General features: G+C 64.5%; 10 protein-coding genes. 2 read left to right on the top strand and 8 right to left on the bottom strand.

What is annotated here, in order from left to right:
- Positions 1–16 precede the first annotated feature (16 nt).
- The 4 genes from ACVWYQ_RS04595 to ACVWYQ_RS04580 form a co-directional block, all read right to left on the bottom strand.
- Complete coding sequence (locus ACVWYQ_RS04595; RefSeq protein WP_404541105.1) at positions 17–1,906, bottom strand: TRAP transporter large permease; 1,890 nt, start codon at positions 1,904–1,906, stop codon at positions 17–19.
- 30 nt (positions 1,907–1,936) lie between these two features.
- Positions 1,937–2,968 carry a TRAP transporter substrate-binding protein gene (locus ACVWYQ_RS04590; protein ID WP_404541107.1) on the bottom strand — a complete coding sequence of 344 codons (1,032 nt, stop codon included), beginning with the start codon at positions 2,966–2,968 and terminating at the stop codon, positions 1,937–1,939.
- Positions 2,969–3,376: 408 nt separating this feature from the next.
- On the bottom strand, positions 3,377–4,633 hold the full coding sequence (locus ACVWYQ_RS04585) for an efflux RND transporter periplasmic adaptor subunit (RefSeq protein ID WP_404541109.1): 1,257 nt from the start codon (positions 4,631–4,633) through the stop codon (positions 3,377–3,379).
- Positions 4,630–7,821, bottom strand: a complete 3,192-nt coding sequence (locus ACVWYQ_RS04580) for an efflux RND transporter permease subunit (protein ID WP_404541111.1) — start codon at positions 7,819–7,821, stop codon at positions 4,630–4,632. Before ACVWYQ_RS04580 ends, ACVWYQ_RS04585 begins: the two co-directional genes overlap by 4 nt.
- Positions 7,822–8,417: 596 nt before the next feature.
- On the opposite strand from ACVWYQ_RS04580, the gene ACVWYQ_RS04575 reads away from it, so the two are divergent.
- Positions 8,418–12,236 carry a hypothetical protein gene (locus tag ACVWYQ_RS04575; protein WP_456725467.1) on the top strand — a complete coding sequence of 1,273 codons (3,819 nt, stop codon included), beginning with the start codon at positions 8,418–8,420 and terminating at the stop codon, positions 12,234–12,236.
- A 23-nt stretch (positions 12,237–12,259) separates the two neighbouring features.
- On the opposite strand, the gene ACVWYQ_RS04570 is transcribed toward ACVWYQ_RS04575, so the two are convergent.
- The 4 genes from ACVWYQ_RS04570 to ACVWYQ_RS04555 all read right to left on the bottom strand — a co-directional run bounded on the left by ACVWYQ_RS04570 (position 12,260) and on the right by ACVWYQ_RS04555 (position 18,949).
- On the bottom strand, positions 12,260–15,349 hold the full coding sequence (locus tag ACVWYQ_RS04570) for an ATP-binding protein (protein ID WP_404546210.1): 3,090 nt from the start codon (positions 15,347–15,349) through the stop codon (positions 12,260–12,262).
- 303 nt (positions 15,350–15,652) lie between these two features.
- Positions 15,653–16,480 carry a hypothetical protein gene (locus tag ACVWYQ_RS04565; RefSeq protein ID WP_404541115.1) on the bottom strand — a complete coding sequence of 276 codons (828 nt, stop codon included), beginning with the start codon at positions 16,478–16,480 and terminating at the stop codon, positions 15,653–15,655.
- Between the two features lie 88 nt (positions 16,481–16,568).
- Positions 16,569–17,861: a siderophore utilization protein FsrB gene (gene fsrB / locus ACVWYQ_RS04560; protein ID WP_271542206.1), complete on the bottom strand. Its 1,293-nt coding sequence runs from the start codon at positions 17,859–17,861 to the stop codon at positions 16,569–16,571.
- A 212-nt stretch (positions 17,862–18,073) separates the two neighbouring features.
- Complete coding sequence (locus tag ACVWYQ_RS04555; RefSeq protein WP_404541117.1) at positions 18,074–18,949, bottom strand: helix-turn-helix domain-containing protein; 876 nt, start codon at positions 18,947–18,949, stop codon at positions 18,074–18,076.
- A gap of 255 nt (positions 18,950–19,204) precedes the next feature.
- On the opposite strand from ACVWYQ_RS04555, the gene ACVWYQ_RS04550 reads away from it, so the two are divergent.
- A complete protein-coding gene (locus ACVWYQ_RS04550; protein WP_404541119.1) occupies positions 19,205–20,419 on the top strand; it encodes an amino acid ABC transporter substrate-binding protein in 1,215 nt (404 codons plus the stop codon).
- The last annotated feature ends 29 nt before the right edge of the window (positions 20,420–20,448 follow it).

Here is a 20,448-nt window from a genome sequence, read left to right as displayed (position 1 = left end):
CCCTCCTTAAACCGCATCAAAGAAATCCGATCGAAATCCAGGGGAAGATCGCGACGATGATCAATCCCACCAGCAGCGCCAGCAGATAGCCCCAGATCGGCCTGATGCCTTCGACCGGATCGACGCGCCCGATGGCGCAGGCGGCATAATAACCGACGCCGAAGGGCGGGGCGAATAGCCCGATACCCATGGCGAGAATGATCACCATGGCGTAGTGCACCTCGTGCACGCCGACGGCGCGGGCGATCGGAAACAGCAGCGGTCCGAACAGCACGATCGCCGGGATGCCCTCCAGCACGCTGCCGAGAACGACGAAGGCCAGGATCGATACGGCGATGAAGGTCGCAGCGCCGCCCGGCAATCCCGTCATGGCCGCAGCCAGCGAGCGCGAGAAGCCGGATTGGGTCAGGCCCCAGGCCATGCCGGTCGCCGTGCCGATGATCAGGAGGATCGCACCCGACAGCGCGGCGGTCTCGACCAGCATCGGAAACAGCCGCCGCCAGTCGAAGCGGCGGTAGATCAGGAGGCCGACGAGGGCGCCATAGACGATGCCGATGGTGGAGACTTCGGTGGCGGTCGCGATGCCCTCGACCACGGCATAGCGGATCACGAAGGGCAGCGCGAGCGCGGGCAGGGCGACGACGAAGGTCTTGCCGATGTCGGATGCCGTCGAGCGGCGGACGTGGCTCATGTCCTCGTGGCGGTAGCGCCACCACACCAGCATGCAGAGCGTGACGGCGAGCACGACGCCGGGCAGGAGGCCGCCGGTGAAGAGGGCGGCGATCGAGACGCCCGTGACCGAGCCGATTGTGATCAGCACGAGGCTGGGCGGGATGGTCTCGGTCTGGGCTCCGGTGGCCGCAAGCAGCGCGACGAGATCGCCGGGCTTGGCGCCGCGCTCTTTCATCTCCGGGAACAGCACGGGCGCGACCGCCGCCATGTCGGCCGCCTTGGCCCCGGAGATGCCGGAGACGAGGTACATGGCGCCGACCAGCACGTAATGCAGGCCGCCCCTGATATGGCCAAGCAGGCTTGCCAGGAACGCCACCATGGCCCGCGCCATGCCGGTCATCTCGATCAGCAACCCTAAGAACACGAACAACGGCACGGAAAGCAGGATGAGGTGGCTCATGCCCTCGTCCATCCGTCCGACCAGCACCATGACCGGCGTGCGCGTGGTCAGCGCGAGATAGCCGTAGATCGCAAGACCAAAGCCGAACGCAATGGGAACCCCGGCAAACACGCAGAAGCCGGCGACGCCGACGAAGAAGATGATGAGGTTGAGATTGCCGAGCGGCCGCAGCAATGGCTCGGCCAGCCAGAACAGGCCGATCACGACCGCAACCGAGAGCACGGCAGCCGCAACCATTCGGTGGTCGGCGGCGCGCACGAGCCGCAGCAGGGCAAAGGCCGCCATCAGGCCAATGCCGGCCGGCAGCGCGGCGGCGCGCCACATATTGGAGATCTGCAGCGCCGGCGTCGTGATGTAGCTTTCTTCATAGGCGTAGTCGCAGGCCGGCCAGACGATCAGGATCAGGAACGCCAGGGCCGCGGAGGTCGCGACCAGATCGAGATAGGCCCGCATAGCCGGCCTGGCGCTCGCGACGATCGCCGTCATGCGCATGTGCTCGGAGCGGCGGAACGCAACCGCCGCGCCCAACATGGCGAGCCACAGGAACAGGATCGAGGCGAGCTCGTCCGACCAGATCAGCGGCCGGTGCAGGCCATAGCGTGCGACCACGCCGGCAAACAGGATCACGATCTCGGCGACCACCAGGAGCGCCGTCGGGATTTCGACCATGAGGCCGAGCACGCGCTCGACGGAGGCCAGCAGCGAAGGTCGGCGAGGGGACTGCAACGTCACCTCGCCCACCACTTCGGTCACCTCGATCTCGACGTGAGCCATCCTGATACCGACCTCGACGGCCCCAACGCGCTACGACAGCTTGCCGACGGCCTTCTCCAGAAGCTCCCAGGCCTGATCGCCATATTTGCCCTTCCATTCGGCATAGAAGCCGGCCGAGCGCAGCTTGTCGCGGAACGGCGCGATGGCCGGCTGGTTGAAGGCCAGGCCCTTGCCCGCGAGCTCCTGCTGCAGGTTGGCGTTCAGCTTGGCGGTATCCTCACGCTCCTTGACGGCGGCGGCATTGATGTTCTTGGCGACGATGGTGCGCACGTCCTGCGGCAGCTTTTCCCAGGCTCTGCGGTTGGCCAGGAACCAGAAGCCGTCCCACATGTGGTTGGTCAGCGAGCAGTACTTCTGCACCTCGTAGAGCTTGCCGGTCGAGATGATGGCCAGCGGGTTCTCCTGACCCTCGACGATCCTGGTCTGGAGCGCGGAATAAACCTCGCTGAAATTGATCGAGGCCGGCGCGGCATCGAACGCCTTGAACATCGAGGTCCACAGCGGCGACACCGGCACGCGGATCTTGAAGCCCTTGAGGTCGTCAGGCCCGGTGATCGGCTTGCTCGACGACGTGGTCTGGCGGAAGCCGTTGTCCCAGATCTTCTCCATGACCTCGAGCCCGGCCTTCTTGATCTCGCCGCGGACATGGGCGCCGAGATCGCCGTCCATGGCCTTCCAGACCGTGTCATAGTCCGGGAACGCAAAGCCGATGCCGTTGATGGACGCCGCCGGCACCAGGGTCGACAGGATCAGGCCGGACAGCGTGAAGAACTCGACGCCGCCGGAGCGGATCTGGCTCAGCATGTCGGTGTCTGAGCCGAGCTGGTTGTTCGGGAAGATCTGCAGGTCGAACTTGCCGCCTGTCTCGGTCTTGATCGCCGCCGCCATCTCCTTGGCACGGACGTTGAGCGGATGTGTGTCGGGCAAGTTATTGGCGTACTTGTAAGTGAACTCGGCGCTCTGGGCGCGCGCCACATGGGGCGCACCGAGGCCGCCCAGGACTGCGGTCGCGGCGGAGGCCTTGAGAAGCGTGCGTCGGGAAAAGCGCGTGGACGGGACCATGAGTCTGCTTCCTCGGAAGGTTTGTTGTTGTTGTTCTGAGATGCAAACCTATACGGACGGTCGGCCTTAAGGTCATCTGCGATCTCGCGGATGCCTCGCTTATTGCAGCCGGACAAGGTCACGACAATATCGGCTTTCGCAGACCTCGACCCCGATTCAAAACCTGAAAAACAACCCCATGCACAGTAGACGTCAAGAGCTAAGACGACGGCCGACGCGCAGACGGAGGTACAGGTTTTGGCGAAGGTCGGATGTCAGCAATTGCGCCTAAATAACTGATCGGATTGTACATAAAGATATTCCATAATATACCTTATGCGAATCACGGATACGCGGGTCCAGACTGGTCCGGCCGCGCCGTGCCTCGAACCACTACTCACCTTCTTTCGATTGATCCGGCCTAGCGAGCTATGAAGCGGCGCTCGTCGTCCGGATTTGCACCTTGGCTCCGTCGGCAAGGTCCACCGACGGATTGAGAATGATGTGATCCCCGCGCTCGACCCCGCTGTCGACTTCGAGCTGACGGCCGAGATCGCGCAGCACGTGGATCGTCCTGAAATGCACGGTTCCATTCGCGACCACGGCGACTTGCATTCCTTTGGCATTGAAGATCACCGCGTCAGCCGAAATTTGGAAGCTTGGCGTCCGGCGTGGGATACGAAGTTCCACGGTGCAGTAGATCCCCGACGTGAGCGCCGCATCGGGATTGGGGATATCGACCTCCGTCAGCAGCGTCCGCGAGCCGGGCTGGAGTGCATCCGCTATCCGGGTCACCGTCCCGGGAAAGGTCCGGTCCGGGATCTCGGGTACGTGGACGATCGCGGCAATGCCAGGCCTGAGGTTGAATGCGGCGTCCTGCGGCACGAACACCTGGGTACGGATGACGCTGCCCTGCTGGAGGGTGAACATGAACGTGCCCGAGGTGGCATCGGCCTGGACCAGGCTGCCGACGTCGACATTGCGCTGGGTGATGACGCCGTCGAACGGAGCCACTACGCGCTGATACAGCTTCTGCTGGCGGAGCACCTGCAACTGCGCCTGCTCGGCCGTGATGTTCGCCTGCGCCACGGATACCGCCGCCTCCTGGGCCTTCAGTGTCTGCTCGTCAATAGTGCCCTGCTGCGCGGTCACCCATCCCTTGTCGACCAGCGGCCGATCGCGGTCCCAGGTCACCTTGGCGAGTTCCCGGTTGGCTTGCGCCTGCTGGTACGACCAATTGAGCTGGGCGAGTGTTGCCTCCGCCTGGGCGATCTGGTGATCGAGCTCGGGGGCATTGATCTCGGCGAGCAGCTGCCCTGCCTTGACGTGGTCGCCGATATCGACGGCGCGAATGGCGATATAACCGCTGGCGCGGGCGAAGATGTTGGCACTCGCAAATGCGGAGGTCGTGGCCGGCAACTCGACGACCTCGACTTGATCGGCGGGCTCGACGGTGGCCACACGGACTTGCGGAACAAAATCTCGTTGCTGCTCGGCTGTCGCTAGGACCTGGCGGTGCTCGGCATATTGGCGCCAGGCCCCCGCCGCCAGCAGCGCGCCGGAAATGAGGATCAGGCTAAAGCCGGCGAGGCGCCCTCCCCGACGAGTCTGCCCTCGAGGTGTGACGTCCTGGTTCTGACCAGGTTCGGCCAGGCGCTCGGGTTCGATTGGTCTGTTGAAGTTCATTCCAGCACCTCGTCGAATACCCCGTGGTGTGTCTTCCCGTCATTGCCCTTGCGAAGAACCGCGAAGAGGTAAGGCACGACCAGCAGCGTGGTCGGCGTTGCGAACAGCAGCCCCCCGATGACGGCGCGGGCCAGCGCGGCGTTCTGTTCCTCGCCGGCGGCGCCGATCGCCATCGGGATCATGCCGACGATCATCGCGGCCGCGGTCATCAGAACCGGCCGGATTCGGGTATGGCCGGCCTCGACCGCGGCTTCAAAGGCGGTCTTGCCTGCGAGCTGCTGCTCGCGGGCAAAGGTCACGAGCAGGATCGAGTTCGCCGAGGCGACGCCGACCGCCATGATCGCTCCCATCAGCGAGGGCACATTGAGTGTCGTGCTGGTCATGAACAGCATGGTCAGGATGCCGCAGAGCGTGGCCGGCAAGGCCAGAATGACGACCAAGGGATCGCCGAAATTCTGGTAATTCACGACCATGAGCAGGTAGACGAGCACGGCGGCAAACAGCAGTCCTGTGCCGAGGTTGATGAAGGCACTGTTCATGCTCTGGATCTGGCCGGTGGCCTGGATCGTGTTGCCGGGCTTGAGCTGCTTCTGAAGATCGGCCGTTACCTTGGCGATGTCGCTCGCCACGCTGCCGAGATCGCGGTCCTGGACACTGGCATAGACCTCGTAGACCGGCTGCACATTGGCCTGGTTGGCGTTGGTCGGGATCGTGCCGCGCTGGAATGTGGCGACGTTGCCAAGCAAGCCGGGAATGGGCGTGTCAGTCTGCGGTGACGCCAGCGAGGTCGATACCGGCGTGTTGGCGAGATCGTTGAGCGATGCGATCTGCCGCTCGGGCGTCTGCACGGCCAAGTAATAGGGAATGCCGGAGGTAGGGTCGGTCCAGAAATTCGGCATGACCTGCTCCGAAGAGCTCAGGCTGACGTTGAGGTTGCTTGCGATCGTGTCGGCATTGAGCCCCAGCTGCGCAGCGCGGGTGCGGTCGATATTCGCGTAAAAGGCCGGTGCGTTGACCTCCTGCTGGAGATGGACGTCGGCGATTCCCGGGATCGCGGCGAGACGCCGGCGCAGCTCGGTGGCGACCTTCAGGTTGTTTGCCTTGTCGTAGCCCACGGTTCGCACGTCGATCTGGGCCGGCAGCCCGAAATTGAGGATCTGGGTGACGATGTCGGCTGCCTGGAAGTAAAAAGTGTCTTCGGGAAACGCAGCCGGCAGGGCCTCGCGCAGCTTGCGCACGTAGTCGGCCGTTGGCCGGTGGCCTTCCCTCAGCGAAACGAGGATGACACCATCATTGACGCCGATGGTCGAACCGTCGCTGAATGCCAGATTATAGGAGCGCGCCGGCAGGCCGATATTGTCGACGATCAGCGCGCGATCCCTCTCCGGAACGATCTCGCGGATCTTGTCCTCGACCTGCTGAAAGATCGCCTCGGTATTCTCGATCCGGCTTCCGGCCGGCGCGCGCACATGGAGCTGGATCTGTCCCCCGTCGATGACCGGGAAGAAATCGCGGCCGACCATGGGGAACAGCACGAGGCCCAGTGCCAGAACGGCGACCATGCCCGCAGGAATGATGAAGCGATGCTCGATCAATCCGGTCAGGATATGCGAATAGGCATGGCGCATCGCCTCGAAATGTCGCTCGAAGGCCGCATGAAAGCGCGCGAAGGGACCGCGTGGTTCAGCACCGGTCTCGCCGTGGCGCTCGCCCTCGAGCAGGAGACCGATGATGATCGGCGTCAATGTCCGCGACAACCCGTATGACGCCAGCATCGCGAAGACCACCGCAAGGCCCAGCGGCGTGAACAGATATTTGGCCGGTCCTTCCAGGAAGACGACCGACGTGAAGACGCAGCTGATCGCCAGGGTCGAGACGAGCGTGGGTATGGCGATGCCGGCCGCGCCGTGCAGCGTGGCCTGCGACAGAGGCTCTCCCTCCTCCGTGAGCAGGCGATGGGTATTCTCGATCGTGACCGTGGAATCGTCGACCAGGATACCGACGGCGAGCGCCAGTCCTCCCAGCGTCATCGTGTTCAAGGTCTCCCCGAGGAAGTGGAGCACGATCAGCGATGTGAGGATCGATAGCGGAATCGAGATCATCACCACGAGCGTCGATCGCCATGATCCAAGGAACAGCAGGATCATCAGCGCTGTCAGCGCGGCTGCGATAGCGCCCTCGCGCAGCACGCCTTCCACCGATTGCTTGACGAACACCGACTGATCGAACAGCTCGTCGATACGCATGCCCGGAGGCGCGGCGGCGCGTGCGGCTGCGAGCGCCTTGTGAACCGCGTTGACCACGCTGAGCGTCGAGGCGTTGCCGTTCTTGATGATGCTGAGCAGCACCGAACGGCGACCGTTCTGGCGCACGACATTCTGCTGCACCAGCCAGCCATCGTGAACCTGCCCGACATCCCTGACGAAAATCGTGGCGCCATTGACGACCTTGATCGGGATGTTGTTCAGGTCCTTGATCGATGGCGGCGTCGCATTGGTCCGGACCACATATTGCTTGTCACCCATCTTTGCGGTGCCTGCCGGCAGCGTCAGGTTCTGGGCGTTGACCGCATTGACGACGTCGAGGGGCGTCAGCCCCTTGGCGACCAGCTTGGCTGGATCGAGATCGACCATGATCTGGCGGTATTTTCCGCCCGATGGCGTCGGCAGCGTGATGCCCGGAATGGGCGCCAGTTGCTGACGTATGCGATAGATGCCGTAGTCGTAGAGCTGCTGCTCGCTGAGCGTATCGGAGCTCAGACTAACCTGGAGCACGGGCACGCTCGAGGCGTTGAACTGAACGACGACCGGCGCCTGGATGCCGGGCGGCATCAGCGCGCGGATGGCGTTGGTGGCGGAGACGATTTGCGAAATGGCGAGGTCGAGATTGACGTCGGGTTGGAAGTAGATCTTCTGCACCGACAGGCCAGCCATGGTCTGTGCCTCGATGTTCCTGATGCCGTTGACGTTCGAACTGATCGAGTACTGGCTGTAGGTGGTGACGCGTTGCTCCATTTCCGGCGTACTGAGGCCGGTATAACTCCAGATCACGGTCACGACCGGGATGTCGATATCCGGAAAGATGTCGGTCGGCATCGCGAATAGGGTGACTGCGCCGAGGAACAGGATCAGCGCGGCGACCACGTAGAAGGTGTGGGGAAATCGCAAGGCGAAACGAACGATACCCATCGAGCACTCCTCGCGCGTCGCAGCCTGTTGCGGCCACCACGGCTGTCCAGATCAGCGTTGACGCATGGCACGCGGCGTGTTGCCGGTGCGGCCACCTCGTGCGCTCCTGGATGGTTCTTGGTCTCGAGGGTCAACGATGAACCCCGCTCACACTCCCGGCTTCGGGCGTCCGGAATTGCAGTCGTGAGCAAACATGGCAACAGCAGATCAGAAGTGAATGCGGTGTGGTGTTAATTCACGGCAATGATCGGCGGGATTCGACCACAAATCGGTGAGCGCCCTCGTTTTGAATCTCAAGACCATGCGAGCTATATCGCGAGGCCCAGCTCAGTCCGTCGAGATGGCCGAAGCCGATATCGCCCCTGCCCGAGCTCAAAGCCGTGGTAGCTCAGTCCTGGCTGATTGCGTGCTCCGGCGCATCTTCCGCCCGCATGCCGCAGTGGAAAGTTCGGAAAGTGTGTGCCAGTTCATACAATCGAGCGGCCGCGAGCCGCACTATTCCCCAAATAAGTTGCATAACGAAACACGTTTTGGGTGCCGGCCGGTCCTGGCGCGAAGGCGCTTTGAGCCGCGTGCGACCCGGGGGAGCCAAAAACATGCGTCGTGATTTGACCATCAAAACCGGCAGCATGGCCGGCACGTCCGATTTCAGGGTGATGGCTCCGATCAAGAAGGGGTTCGTGCCGTCACTGGATGCGACCACGTACAAGACCCGCGTCAAATACGTGCTGCGGGCGCTGAATGGCGGACGCGCCAACGCGTATGAATACGAGCTCGCCCGCGTGCTGACCGATTCCGTTGACCGCGTCGGGCGGATCCACTCGGTGGGCATCGCCGTGCTCGAACCCGAGGACGAATCCGTTGACGGCGTGGACTATGTGCTTCTGACCGCGACGTTCGACGGGTCGTGGGAAGCCTATGTCCGCGTCATATGGCAGAAGGCCGCCCGGCTGCTCGACCTCATCTTCTGCAATACCGATGGTTATGTGCTCGGATACGAGAACACGTACGAAAACTGGGGTATCTGGCTCAAGAGCAAGCAGACCGAAGCCTATTTCCTCTATGCCACCCCCGACCTGACCGTGGATGACACGCGCTTCCTGCGGATGGAGGAGCGAGTCTATCGGCGCGCCTCTGGCGCCGGCGCCGACAAGATCGTCACGCGGATCAGGATTCCCTCGCCGGAAGACATCGCGCGACACTCGATATTCGAGGTCGACGGCCAGGTCGGCGTCGATCCGACCAATGCCGGCTTCAGCAAACCACTCAGCATCGAAGCTGCCGCCCGGCCTCCGTTTCGCCACGGCATCCGCGCACTGGCGGGACTCTACCGTCTGGCCGACTTCTATCCGCCGGGCACGCATGACGGGGTGCTTCTGCATCGGGCCGGCCACGAGCTGCTGCCCGAATTCGTCACCATGATCAACGACCCCACCTACGCGGAAGGCGTCAAGCGCGCTCGCCGGCGCTATGAAGAGGCCCTGCGCTGGTTGATGACCCCGCCCGATGTGGCGCCGGTACGGCGCAACCTGCCCCTCGCCCCGCCGGCCGACCTGCCGTTGCAGGATCCCGGCAACGTGCAAGGCGGAATTCTGACCGCCTACAATTCAGATCACGGCTGTCTGTTGCTGCTGCAGTTCGCCAACCCGGCCGCACTGGCCGCGTTTCTCGACGTCCTCCAGGTGACTTCCGAAGCCGACGTTCTGACGCCGGGGCAGATCGTCACCAACATCGCATTCACGGTCGAGGGACTGCGTCAGGCCGGCCTGTCCGACGAAGAGGTGCGCACTCTGCCGGAAGAGTTCGTGCAGGGCATGGAAAGACGCGCCGGCCTGCTCGGCGATGTGCGTTGGAATCATCCCCTGCGATGGCGCCTTCCCGCCAGCAATTGGGCGCTCGGGACCGACGCGCCGGACCTGCCCGACGGCGACCCGGCGCCGCGGATCAGCATGAGCTCGGTCCATGCCGTCCTCCAGCTCCGCCTGTTGCTACCCAAGGACGCGCAGACGACGGCGGATGCGAGACATGCGTTGATGGCCGAAATGAACCGCCTGGTCGGGGTCGATGCGGGTATCAGGCCCCTTTCGATCCAATGGATGCAGCGGCAGCGCGACAAGATATCCCGCGACATGCAGGACCATTTCGGGTTCGCCGACGGCAGTTCGAACCCGGTGCTGCGTGAGTGCGAGGCCGGCACGCACTATTCCAATCGGGTGCATCTCGGCGAAATTCTGTGCGGCTATCCGAACATCGCCGACGAGACGGCGCCGTTCGGCAACGCGACCAATCGTGCTCACGCGATGCTCCGCGACGGCAGCTTTATGGCGCTGCGCAAGCTGCGGCAGGACGTCGAGCAGCTCGAGGATGTCCTCGCCCGCGCGACGCGACAGGCAGCCGAGATGGTCGGACCGGACGCGCCTGCCCTGACGCGTGAGACGCTGATGGCCAAGATGATGGGACGCTGGCCGACCGGCCATTCCCAGGCCGGGCAACCCCTGACCCCTACTCCGCCCCCTGACAAAGGCCACAACGACTTCAACTACGACGCCGACCCGCAGGCCCAATCGTGTCCGTTTCACGCGCACATACGGCGCGCCAATCCGCGCGTGTCGATCACCAAGGCGGATGCCGGCGCCCGGCCCCCACGGATCGTCAGGCGCGGCATGTCCTACGGTCCGCCCGTCGACCCGCAAGCCGCCAAATCCGGCCAGCAGCCAGAGCGCGGCCTGGTTTTCATGGCCTACAATGCCAGCCTCGGCGAGCAGTTCGAGGTGGTGCAGAGCTGGCTCTCTGGCGGCAACAGCTCGGGTGCGTCCTCGGGGGTCAGCGATCCCTTCCTCGGCGTCGCCGAGCCTGGCCGGCTCCGGCATTTCCGTTTCGAGCATGGAGGCCAAACCATTCGTGTGGCACTGGACGGCTCGGACCGGCTCCACGACGAACCTCGTCCGTTCGTCCGTCTGGAATGGGGAGCATATTTCTTTGCGCCATCGAAGAAGGCGCTTGCCGATCTAAAGCAATGGGCGGCGAGCCAGGGGTACAAACCGGCGGTGACGTGGTGCGCGGATCAGGGGGAAAAAGAGATCGCGCGTCTGCGCCTGATCGAGCGCCAGCAGGGCGAAGCCGCGGCGATGGCCGCGTGGAAGACAGCGCTCGAAGATCCGGATTCAGCCTCGCATTTCGTCAACGCCTCGATCTGGGCTGCGATCCGCGAGCGCCACGGCGGCGCGCTTCGCACGCCCTTCGGGGTCTTGGTGGCCGACCGCGACATGGTCTACAAGGTGTTCGCCGACTCCGACACCAAGCTGACCATCACGGGCTATCTTCCCCGCATGCTGCGGTCGTTCGGCATCCTCTATCTTGGCCGCGACGCCGGGCAGCCAGACCAAGTCTACGAGCAGGAATCCGAGGCCTGCAATGCCGCGATCATGGCCCTCGACCAACCCGCCGCATTCGAGCTGGCGCGCGCGGTCACACAGAAGGTGCTGGGCTTCATGGTCAAGCAGACGATCGACTATGCCGCCAGCGACGGCGAAGCGAGCTGGGAGCTGACCGTCGACGTGCACGAATTGGTGGATCCGCTGCTCGCCGCCTTCTGCGAAGCGTGGTTCGGGTTGAGCGAAGACGGGGGCCATTTCCGCCGCGTCGGCTATCGCTGGGATTGGACGCCGGGCGAGCCGCCCGGCTATCCCGGGCATTTCCTGTCGCCTTCGCGCTACATCTTCCAGCCGCACCCGAACGCGACAGTGGAGGCGATCGGCGCGGCACATGGCGACGCTGCACGCCGTGCCATGGAAAATTTCCTGACGCAGTTCGGGCCGACAAACGCGCCAGTGACGAAGGCAGTCTATAACTCGCCGCGGGGCACCGGCGACATTCCGTTCGTGGCGCGCACGGTCGCCGGCGCCATGATGGGATTCATTCCGACCGTTGACGGCAACCTGCGACGAATATTGAACGAATGGCTGCGCGAAGGAACGCTATGGGCGTTGCGCGCTCGCTATGCCGGCACGAAGGCAAAGAACTATATGGACGCTCTCAACCGGCTGAGAGACGACTTCATCCCCGCGATGCAACTTCGCGCGGTGCCCGAACTGATCTGGCGGACGGCCGTCGTTTCGCAGACCATCGGAGGTGTCGAGGTCAGGCCCGGAGACGTCATCGTCGCCGGCGCGGTCTCCGCCACCCAGCAAAGTCTCGCCGAAGGCCGTCAGGACATCTACCACGCTTTCGGCGGCAACCGCAGGGTCGCGGGGCATCCCACGCATTCATGTCCCGGAGCAGACCCGGCACTGGCGGTGATGCTGGGTTTCTTCAGCGCACTGGTGGAGACGGAGCTGCCCTTGCGGACCGGCCCCATTCCAATGAGCCTGACGATGGACGGAAGAGTTCCCGCGCCGAGCCCACCGCCACCCTAGAGCCGTGGGCAGGTGCGCAGCGATCAGACGGCACAATGCCGAGCGAGCTGATCGTTCGCGTGGATGACGGGTATGCCGGCGACGCGCCTGATCGTCTGCTCCGCATGCCAGTGCATGCCGAGCGCGCGCAGTTTCTCCGCGGCTTCCATCATGGTCTGGCGAGCCGCCTCGCCCCGGCCCTGCCCTGCGAGGAGCTCGCCCCGCAGGGAAAGATTCAGGGCCGCATCGCGCAGTGACCGGCGCCACCCTGCGGAGGTTTCGGCCCGGCGCAACCAGCGCTCGCTGAGGCGAAGATCCTGGCGCAAAGCTGCGAGCTTCGCCAGCGCGCGGCACGCCGCGGCTTCGCCCAGTCGCTCGCTTTCGCGTGCGCGCCGCAGGACATGGGCGGCATACCGCCGCGCCGTCTCGACATCGCCTTCGGCGGTCGCCGCCTCGACGAGCCAGCTGTATTGAACCGACGTGTAGAATTGAAAGTTGCGCCGCTCCATCCATTCGGCGGCGTTGCGCAACTGCAGCAGGCCCTCGGCGTCGCCGGTTGCCGACCAGCGGGCAAATCCCGAGGCGGCCCGGCAATCCGCCAGAAGCAGCAGGCTGCGCGTGTTCTCGGCGATGCGCGCCCCTTCCACGGCAAGCTGCTCCGCCTCCTGCCAGCGGCCCTGCCAGATCAGCGCGACTGCGATCCAGTTGCGCACGGAATTGACGACCGGATGGGTCGAGCCTCCGACCAGAGCCATGGCTTCGCCGAAACAGGCGTGGGCGTCCTCGAAATCGCCGCGATCCGCAAGGACACCGCCCTTGCACGATAGCGCATAGGCGGCTCCGAAGGATATCGCACCATGCCGCCGGCTGCGTTGCTGCTTGGTCGAAATGGCGGCGTCGATCAGGGCGATGGCTTCGTCGTACTGACAGCTTGCAGCAAGAATCTGACCGAGCGTCGCTTCGATCTGAGCGATCAGGCGACGATCTTCGAGCTTGCGCGCCAATTCCAGTGCCGTCCGCGTGTGCGTCACGGCTTCGCGGAAGCGGCCGAACCCGTAGCACATCCAGCCGAGCCATTCATAGGCGCTGGCCATCGCGGCGGTCTCGCCGAGGGAGGACGCGATTGCAACCGCGCGTTCGAACACAGAGGTGTCGTCGGTCAGCGACAGCGGGTCGAAGATGTTGGCCATACCCAGCTTGTTGGCCAGCAAGCACCAGCGCAGCGATTGCTCGCGCGAGCGATTGGGCACGCGATCCAGCGCCTGCATCGCAACCTGGTACTGCGCGCTGGCACGATCGAGCGCAAATGCAGCCATGGCCTTGTCGCCGGCACGTTCGGCATAATGGGCTGCGCTTTCCCAATGACCCGCGCCTTGCGAATGGTAGGCCAGAGCTTCCATCGCATCCTCGCGATCAGCCTGCTCGGACCGCGCCAGCAGGGTGTCTTCGATCCGCTTGTGCAATGCCTGACGCTCGTGCAGGCCAATGGTGTCGTAGACCGCATCGCGCGTGATGCCGTGCTTGAAGCGAAGGACGCCGCCCGCTGGATCGGCAAAGAGAAAGTCCGCATCCGCCAATGCCCGCACGATGGCCGGGTTGGGTTCGCTGCCGCAGGCCGAAACCAGCAGCCCGTGCGGCACGGTGTTGCCGATGACGGCCGCGGCGCGAACCACGTTCGCCTCGTCGGGCGGCAGGCGTGCCAGGCGCGAAGCGACCAGGGTTGCGATCCAGCCCTGTTTGCTGCGCGCTTCGAACGAGGCAGGATCGTTGGCGGCGATGGAATGGCAGAGCTCTTCGATGAACAACGGCACCCCGCCCGCATAGGCATGGATGCGGGCTACCAGGAAGGGGTCGGCCTGCGGGACCCAGCGTCGTACGGCAAAGTCGGTTTCCGGCCCCTGAAACGGTTCGAGAAACAGGTGCGGCGCGCCGGAAATCCATTCGGTGCCGTCCTCGCGCGGCCGGCTGGCGAGGATGACGCGAGGTCCGTTGGGCAATTCCAGCAAAGCCTGCAGCAATTGGCGGCTCGCGTCATCAGACCATTGCCAGTCGTCGATCACCAGCACCAGCGGGCCATGTGCCGACAGTCCGGTGAAGAACCCGAGCAGATCGCCGACGACGCCATCGACGGTGATGCGGCCGCCGCGCGCATCGGCGCCGGCCGACGCCAGTGCGAGAATCGATTCTGCGTTCGGACCGAGTTGGGCCGCCCAGGGCTCCAGAGCCGCGCGCGCCGTCTCCTTTGCCTCGACGAGGGAGGCGTCCGCTCGAATTCCCAGTGCAGCGCGCAGCATCTGCAGGAATGGTTGCAGGACCTCTGCACCGACGTAACTCTCGCAACTGCCTCGCAGCAGCCTGATGCGCTCGGTGCCGACGTGCCCCAGCACTTCTTCCAGAAGGCGCGTCTTGCCGAGTCCGGGTCCGCCGACGACCACCGCGCAGCGTTGCGCCTGCGCAGGTGCTTCGCTCAGAAAGCGTGTCAGGAAGCCGAATATCTCGTTGCGGCCGATGAAGGGCGTCAGGCCGCGGCGCGAGGTTGCCTCGAAGCGCCGGGTCGCCGTGCTTCGACCCAACACCAGCCTCGCCGGCGGCATTCCCGAAGCCGCCGGGAGGTGGGCGGCGAGCTCGAAGAAGTTGGCATGCGGCCCAAGGGCATCGAGGCTGGCCAGGATCTGATCCGGACCGGCGTGGCGCGACAGGTGCGCTGCCGTGTTCACGACATCGCCGATCAGGTCATACCGGCCGGACTCGATGTCGCCTTGGGTCAGGAGCACGGTGCCGGCATGGATACCCGAATGCATTCGAAGCGGCATCAGCGCCGGCGATACGCCATCGTGGCGCAGCTCTCCAACCCATTTATGAATATCGAGCGCTGCTTCCGCAGCACGACGGCCGTCGTCTTCGCCGGATTGGGGATAGCCGAAAATGGCGAGGGCACCGTCTCCCTGCGTGCGGATGATACGACCACCGTGCTTCGCCACCGCGCGATGCCAGATCTGCCGCAACTGGCTGAGGAGTTCGGAAAGGTGCTCGGACTCGACATCCCGGCCCAGGGCGGTTGATCCGACAAGGTCGGAGAACAGCACCGTCAATCGATGACGTTCGCCTCTGGGGTCGCGGGTCTGCGTAATCATCGTCAATCGCAGCCAACTCGTTGACGAACCGCAAGAACGGTCTCCAGCGGGTGCCAGACCGGATGCAGCAAGTATCGCAAAAGGCCATAGTAACTCGCCCAACCCGCAAGTGGAAGCTCGCGGGGATTGCATCCGCCGAATATGACGATCAGGACGACCGCATTGGCCTAACCTATTCAAAAACCTCGTGTCTTCCGTTTGCCGACGGCGCGGCCCCGCCTCGCCCTGCGCAGGCCAAGGCGTGGTTCAAAGCCGGTGGTTCAAAGCCGGAGGATCACGGCGGAGGATATCGAGCTGCCGTTCCTAGGGAAGCGGCAGCCGCTCCAGCTGGCTCTGCGCCTTCTTGACGGCGGCCGCATACCAGCTCTGGCTCGGGGCTTCCTTGGCGAAGCACGCCGTGAAGGCGGTCATTGCCTTGTCCTCGCGGGCCATCTCGCCGCGCGGGTCTTTCTTGTCGACGGGCTTGGCCATCATCTGCTTCCAGACCTTCTCGCAGGTCGCGATCGGGGCGGTCTTCACGGCCTCCCTTGCCGCGAGGAAATAGACCTTGTCGCCCTGGATCGCGACGACGTCGATTTCGTCCGGCGGGCCCTTGAGGCCGCCATTGCCGCGCACGCCGAGCACAGCGGCTGCGACGCTCGCCCTTGCCGGCTTGGTGATCGGCAGCTCCGCGTAGATCGCGAAGGCGGCGTCCTGGATGGCGTAATAATAGAAGCGGTCGGATTTCAACGCGGCGCCACTGTCCTGAGGCATGCCGTCGGCGCGATGCTCGCCAAGCCAGTGCTTGAGCAGCCCGGTCGTGGTCACAACAGCCTGCATCTTGTCGCCTTCGGATGCGAAGCTCAGCCCATCGAGATGGCCGAAGCCGATGTCGTCCTTGAACAGCGTATCGACGTTCGACTTGCCCTCGGCCGGGAGTCCCCTGATCGCGACCGGACCGACCAGGCCGCGCAGCACGCCGGCCAGCTCCTTCAGGGCCGCATCGTGCTGCTTGTAGATCTCGTCGCTCTCCTTGGCGTTCGAGAATTTTGCGATGTAGCGGTCGCGCAGGTCGAGATAATGCTGCTCGGGCGCGGCCGCCCCGGCGGGCGCGGCCAGGACGAGCAGGCAGAGCAAGGCAGGCAATCTCATTGCGATTCCGGGAAGACTGGAGAGCGATCTCCCATCTTTGTGCCGACGCCGCGTGCCAAGGTTCATCCCTTGGCGGAACGCGGGTGCCCTACTCTGCCGGCGTCAGTTGCTCCCGGTTCAGCCGCACGGCCGCCGTCTCGCGCACGCGAACGCGGGCGCGGCGCTTGCGCCACCAGATCACGACGCCGGTGACAGAGAGCGCGGCGACCACGAGGCCCATCACCGAGATCAGGATGCGCCCGAACAGTCCGACGATGCGGCCCGAATGCAGCGGAAACTGCGCCTGCACGAAGATGTCGGCGGCGGTGCCGACCCAGGGCAGCCGCTCGCCGATGGGGCGGCCGTCCTCGCTGTCGTAATAGAGCTGCGCCGGGCCCACGCCGCCGGCGCCGTGATCGTCGCCGGGATGGAAGAAGGCGGCGGCATAGACGCCATGGGCCGGGCCGTAGCTGAGCGCGCCCACTGGGGTGGTCCAGCCTCGCGCCTTGCCGTCGGCGGCCGCGCGGGCAGCAATCTCGGCGAACGTCATCTTGGGCTCGATCGGATTATCGAGATCGCGATAGGGCCGCTGCTCATAGGGTGTCGGGGTGTAGTTCGACACCATCTTCATCAGCGGCGAGAACACCTCGAAATAGAGGTTCAGCGAAAACGCGGTGAAGGCGATGATGAACAGCACGCCCCAGGTCCACAGGCTGAAGGCGCGGTGGATGTCGAAATTGATCCGGTAGGCGCTGCCCGAGGTCTTGATAGTCCAGGCCGGCGCCCAGCGCGCCCAGAAGCCGCGCTCGAGCTGGCGCGCGACTTCGGGCGCCCGCGCGGCCTTGGCGCGCCGGCGCGAGGGCAGCGTCAGGTAGAAGCCGACGAAGCAATCGATGGTCCAGATGATAGCAATGATGCCGAGCACGCGCATGCCCCAGCGGTCGCTGCCCCAGAATTCCGGGATGTGCATCGTGTAGTGCAGCTTGTAGAGAAACGAGACGAAGTTTTCGCGCGTGACGGGCCACACCGCGCCCCAATAGCGCCGGCCGAGCTCCGCACCGGTGTTGGGATCGAGGAAGACCTGATTGTAGTCGAGCGGGTAACGCTTGCCGGTCGCGGGGTCGATCCGCGGCATGACGAAGAACCACAGCGAGTGCCCCTCCTCAGGCGTCATGAAGAGATAGACGACGCGCGCACGCGGATCGCGCTGCTCGATCATCTTGGCAAGCTCGAGCGAGGGAATGGCCGGGCCCTTCGTCGAGACGTCGAACAGGTGGCTGTTGAGGACGTCGTCGAGCTCGTGATCCCAGGAGATGATCGCGCCGGTGATGCCGGAGAAGAACAGGAAGGCGGCCGTCAGCAGTCCCGCCCAGCGATGCAGTTTGCCGAATATCGCTCTCATCGCTCAGATCTCATTCCCACTGGACCCGGCCCCTCATTTGCCGGACCGCTTTTCGATTGGACTCGCCGCCGGCCGTTCAGCCGGTGGGCCTTCGGCCTAACGCAGGGACCGTTGCAGTGCGAGAGGTCCGACATTAGAATTTGTCGAGACTGGCCAATAAGCTGCGCGACAAAGCGTCCAGGCGTGATCGGGTGTTCGCGCAGCCGCGTGCGTTACGGCCAATCGGCAAAATTCAGCGTCGGTCTCGATCGCCCCGCTCTCGCGCGTGCCGCAACGCGCCGACGCCATACGCCCGGTGCCTCGCCGGTGTGCTTGTGGAAAAAGCGGCTGAAATAGGCGGTGTCCGTGAAGCCCAGCGCGAATGCGATCTGCTTGACGGCGATGGTTCCCGCCTCCAGCCGTGCCGCCGCTTCCCTGACCAGGCGCTGCTGAATCAGCTCGCTCGGCGAGCGCTTCAGCTCGCGGCTGCAGAGTGCGTGCAGGCGATCCGGCGTGGTGCCGAGTAACCTCGCGTAATCGCTGACGCGCAGGTGCTGTTGATAGCGCTCCTCGAGCAACCTGCGGAACCGGCTCAGGATCTCGGTGCTGCTGCTCTCCTCGTTGCGGTTGCCGTCGCCAGCGAACAGGCGCCAGAATCGCAGCACGCACAGCGTCAGCTCCGCCGACATGATCGACGCTGCACCGCTGCGTGCGGGCGAGGCGATCTCGGCGGCGATCGCCGCGATCGAACGCGCGATCGTGGCCGCGAGATCGGCCTCGACCTGCAACGCCAGGATGCCGCCTGCGCCCTCGAGCGCGAGATAGGCCGCCTCCGCCGACGGCGGGAGATAGCGATGCCAGATACCGGCGCGCAATTGCAGCAGCTGCGCCGTCGTGCCTGCCGACACCTCCAGATAGTCGGCGGATCCTGCCGGGAGCCAGACCAGCGCGGGTCCGACCGTCCGCATGGTCCTGCCGGCCTGACCGATCTCAGCGGTCCCCCCGCCGGGAAGGCAGAGCAGATGAATGAACGGACGGGCCGCTTTCGAGGTCAGCGTCCATCGCCGCGCGACGTAATGCGCCGCGATCAGCTCGGCGCCCACAGGCACAGCCCCACTCGGGACGGTTGCCGTTGCCGGATCTGGGCCCGCGACGCCTCGACGCACTTGGCCATCAAGGCCAGAAACGTCCAATCTTTCACCGGATTTGTCCATTGTGCGAGCAAAGCTTGGGATGCTTGCTAGGTCAAGTCCCGGTGGCGGCCGGCTCAATGATGCCGCCCTAGAGAAAGTCGGGATCAAGAGGAAACGACCACTCACTGCGATGCCGACCATCGCTTGAGTGCAACAGGAGGGAGACACGATATGTTTTCAGCGAACCGTCGAACGTTGCTGCGCGTCGCTGGCCTTGCGGCTCTGGCCGGAACGCTGGGGACGTCCTCGGCCGACGCGCAGGAGAAGATTCGGATCGGCTACGCCATTTCCAAGACCGGTCCTTATGCCGGCGGCGCCGGCATCACCACCCTGCCCAATTATGAGCTGTGGGTGAAGGACGTGAATGCCGCCGGCGGCATCAAGCTCGGCGACAAGAAGCTGCCGATCGAGGTGGTCGAATATGACGACCGCAGCAGCTCGGAAGAAGCCGTCAAGGCGATCGAGCGCCTCGCCAACCAGGACAAGGTCGATTTCATTCTTTCGCCGTGGGGCACGGGTCTCAATCTCGCGGTCGGCCCGACTCTGAACCGCCTGGGCTACCCTCACCTCGCGGTCACGTCGGTGACCGACAAGGCGCCGGAGCTTGCCAAGCGCTGGTCGAACGCGACGTTCTGGCTCGGGACGTCGGCCCAGATATCCGAGGGGCTCGCCGATCTGCTCGGCAAGCTGAAGAGCGAAGGCAAGATCGGGGCGAACATCGCGATGGTCAGCATCGCCGACCAGTTCGGCATCGAGCTGTCCGCCGCGGGCCGCGAGGCCTTCAAGAAGCACGGCTTCAAGCTCGGCTATGACAAGACCTATCCGATGGGCACGCAGGATCTCCAGCCTCTGTTGAAGGATGCGATCGCGTCGAACCCGGATGCGTTCGTCGCCTTCAGCTATCCGCCGGATACGATCGCGCTGACCGAGCAGGCGCAGCTGTTGAAGTTCAACCCGAAGGTTTTCTACGTCGGCGTCGGCACCGCGTTCCCGCTTTACAAGGGCAAGTTTGCCGCCAACAGCGACGGCGTGATGGGCATCGGCGGTTGGAATGCCGAGTCTCCGCAGCTGAAGGAGTATCTGGCGCGCCACAAGGCCACGACCGGCAAGGAACCGGATCGTTGGGCGAGCTCGATCACCTATGCGAGCCTGCAGGTGCTCCAGCAGGCCATCGAAAAGGTCGGCAAGCTCGATCGCACCGCTGTCGCGGCGGAAATCCGTGCGGGCACGTTCGAGACCATCATCGGCAAGGTCAAGCTGAAGGACGGGCTGCTTCAGGAGGTCTGGAGCGTCGGGCAGTGGCAGAACGGCGAGTTCTACGCCCTCGCACCGACCTCGCTGCCGGGCGCGCGTGCCGCGGTCGTGCCCAAGCCGCAGTGGCAGTAGGCTGGTTGGCAGGCCTTGCGTCGGCGAGC

Source organism: Bradyrhizobium sp. USDA 3397 (assembly GCF_054060965.1).
Note: the sequence above shows the minus strand (reverse complement) of the source record. Positions and strands in the feature narration are given on the sequence as shown.